The organism is Piscirickettsia litoralis, assembly GCF_001720395.1.
Taxonomy (GTDB): domain Bacteria; phylum Pseudomonadota; class Gammaproteobacteria; order Piscirickettsiales; family Piscirickettsiaceae; genus Piscirickettsia; species Piscirickettsia litoralis.
The window spans coordinates 2,794,035-2,796,481 of record NZ_MDTU01000001.1 but is presented as its reverse complement, the minus strand read 5'-3'; the positions used below and the strand labels follow the sequence as shown (position 1 = coordinate 2,796,481).

The 2,447-nt window shown below is 39.1% G+C and carries 4 protein-coding genes; 1 reads left to right on the top strand and 3 read right to left on the bottom strand.

The window, feature by feature from the left end; all coding sequences use genetic code 11:
• Positions 1–85: 85 nt before the first annotated feature.
• Positions 86–604 (bottom strand): ArnT family glycosyltransferase, encoded by a 519-nt coding sequence (locus tag BGC07_RS13765; protein WP_235603222.1) that lies wholly within the window; start codon positions 602–604, stop codon positions 86–88.
• A gap of 252 nt (positions 605–856) precedes the next feature.
• On the opposite strand from BGC07_RS13765, the gene BGC07_RS13760 reads away from it, so the two are divergent.
• Positions 857–1,612, top strand: coding sequence for a ZIP family metal transporter (locus tag BGC07_RS13760; RefSeq protein WP_069313566.1), 756 nt, complete (start codon positions 857–859; stop codon positions 1,610–1,612).
• A gap of 51 nt (positions 1,613–1,663) precedes the next feature.
• Here BGC07_RS13760 and BGC07_RS21250 read toward each other — a convergent pair whose 3' ends face one another.
• On the bottom strand, positions 1,664–2,266 hold the full coding sequence (locus BGC07_RS21250; protein WP_235603219.1) for an AT hook motif family protein: 603 nt from the start codon (positions 2,264–2,266) through the stop codon (positions 1,664–1,666).
• Positions 2,238–2,360: a hypothetical protein gene (locus tag BGC07_RS23460; RefSeq protein ID WP_268801677.1), complete on the bottom strand. Its 123-nt coding sequence runs from the start codon at positions 2,358–2,360 to the stop codon at positions 2,238–2,240. The genes BGC07_RS21250 and BGC07_RS23460 overlap by 29 nt, the downstream gene beginning before the upstream one ends.
• Positions 2,361–2,447 lie beyond the last annotated feature (87 nt).

The following is a 2,447-nucleotide window of genomic DNA, read 5'->3' as shown; positions in this document are numbered from 1 at the left end:
GGGGTAATTAATAACTTCAGCCAACGACGCTTTACTTCTGGAGAGAATATAAAATAAAGTAACACACCGATGGCAACCGGTAACATTAAGTATTTTGAAAATAAGCCGCACCCAAGCCTAAGCCAGCAAAGATATAATACTTAGTTCCTCGGCCCTGCTCTGCCATCATCAAGCAAAACACACCCAAGAAACTAAAAATCATCAACGGCGTATCTGTTAAAATTGCAATATCAAACAAACTCACCGGGCTTAATAAATAAATCAAGCTGACCCAAAGTGCTTTTTGTTCATCAATCCGCCTTAAAGCAACATACATCAACAAGGCAATTAAATTCGATGCGATGATTTGCAGCATGCGCACCCAAATATTACTCAAGCCAAACTGATTCCAAAAGGCCAAAAACCAGCCAATTAGCGGTGGATGCTCATAATAGCCCCAAGAAAAATGTTGGCCCCAATAAATATACTCAGCCTCATCTCCAGTAATAGGGACAAGATGAGCCAAATAAACTTTAATCAAAAAAGTAATCAATGATAGCCAACAAAAAACCTTAAAGCCATTTTCTAAAGCTGGTTGTTGCCCTTTTAATAATGCTGTCGCCATAATGCCCCATCTCCCCAAATCATTCGCCTGTCACCCTAAATCAAGCCATAGATAAAGTCAATTACCACCATTCACTTATAAAAAGTTTATAAAAATAAATAGCAATATCAAATAATTAAATACGACCCTAGTGCATAGGCAAAACAAAAATTGCACAGAAATACAGTTGCGAGCATAAAAGTTATATTATAACATCACACAATATCAAACTTAAACTAGATTTAATACAAATAAATAGCAGCCAGGTTAACAATGACAGAACTCTTAGCAATCAAACTGATCAGCGTCTTTATTATACTTGCAGTCACACTTTTTTCAGGTTGGCTCCCCTTTAAAAAACGCTTTAAATCAAGCCATGCTAGTGAATTCCCACTCGGCGAGGCTATCGCTGCCGGTGTTTTTCTAGGGGCAGGACTCATGCATATGCTCGGTGATGCTGCGAGTGATTTTAATCAAAACCATATTGATTATCCTGTTCCTTTCCTACTTGCAGGCATCGTCTTTTTAGCTTTGCTTTGGCTCGAGCATATCGGCCGTGAACTTTATGAGCATCAAGGCGCCCAAAGCCCAGCGTTTGCACTGCTAGCCACTCTTATGCTATCGGTTCACTCTTTCTTGGCAGGTGCAGCGCTCGGCCTAACCGCAGCACTATCATCAACTTTAGTTATTTTACTTGCGATTATCACTCACAAATGGGCTGCTAGCTTTGCTCTTGCTGTTCACATCAACAAAAGCAGGCTATCAATTAAACTTCGCATCATCTGTTTTGCAGTTTTTGCACTGATGACGCCATTAGGGATTTTATTTGGTAATATCACTGCATCACTATCACACTACCCACTCATTGCCCCAAGCTTTACCGCACTATCTGCGGGAACTTTCCTTTATTTAGGCACACTACACGGCCTTAATCGCGCAGTAATGATTGATAAATGCTGTAACTTAAAGCACTTTAGCTTTGTCATCATCGGTTTTACCATCATGGCGATTGTTGCGATTTGGACATAAAAAAAGCACCTTTCGGTGCTTTTTCTCTATTTACTTTAAAAGCAAATAATATTATTTACGACGTGCGCGTGAACGTTTCTTATCAAGAAGTTTAGCACGGCGCTCTTTTTCACGATCAAATTGGCGCACTAATTTTTCACGGTACTTTTCAACCGCAACTTCTAATTGCTCAAGAGCGCGCTCTTGACGCATTTCTTCTTGAATACGCTCTTTTTCTAAAGCAACAACTTGAGAACGCTCAGAACGTGCAAGTTTTAACTCATCTTTTGCTTCACGTAATTTTGCTGTTGTTGCATCTTGAGAGTCTTTCGCTTTAACAAGCTTGTTTGCATTTGTTTTCGTATTTGATTTTTTCAATGCAGTACGTGCAGCAGCAATTGATTTTTTATCACTAACAAGGTCTTTCATTAGTTTTTCAATTGTTGTTGTTAGTTTGGCAATATCTTTATCAAGCACAGTGATTTCAGTTGAACTCACAGTAGGAAGCTTTGGACGACCACGTTTTTTTAGTGCTGCGCTTTTCGCAACTGTTTTTTTAGCCACCGGCTTTTTTGCGACCACTTTTTTAGCTGCTGGCTTTTTCGCTGCCGCTTTTTTAGCTGCTGGCTTTTTCTCAACTGTTTTTTTAGCCGCTGCTTTTTTTAACTGTAGCACCTGCTGCTTTCGCTGGGCGGCCACGCTTTTTTGTTGTTGTTGCTTTTTTCACAGATTTAGCTGCTGCAACTTGAACATCTTTTTGTTCTTCCATTATCACTCTACCTAAAAATTTTTATTATCGGACACACTATTTAAGTCATAGAGGATATTATAATTCTTGTTTGAAATCAAAAATTTT

What these genes read in the sequence shown, in the direction of transcription:
- BGC07_RS13765 (WP_235603222.1), bottom strand. Translation starts at nt 604, where the DNA reads ATGGCGACAGCATTATTAAAAGGGCAACAACCAGCTTTAGAAAATGGC.
- BGC07_RS13760 (WP_069313566.1), top strand. Translation starts at nt 857, where the DNA reads ATGACAGAACTCTTAGCAATCAAACTGATCAGCGTCTTTATTATACTT.
- BGC07_RS23460 (WP_268801677.1), bottom strand. Translation starts at nt 2,360, where the DNA reads ATGGAAGAACAAAAAGATGTTCAAGTTGCAGCAGCTAAATCTGTGAAA.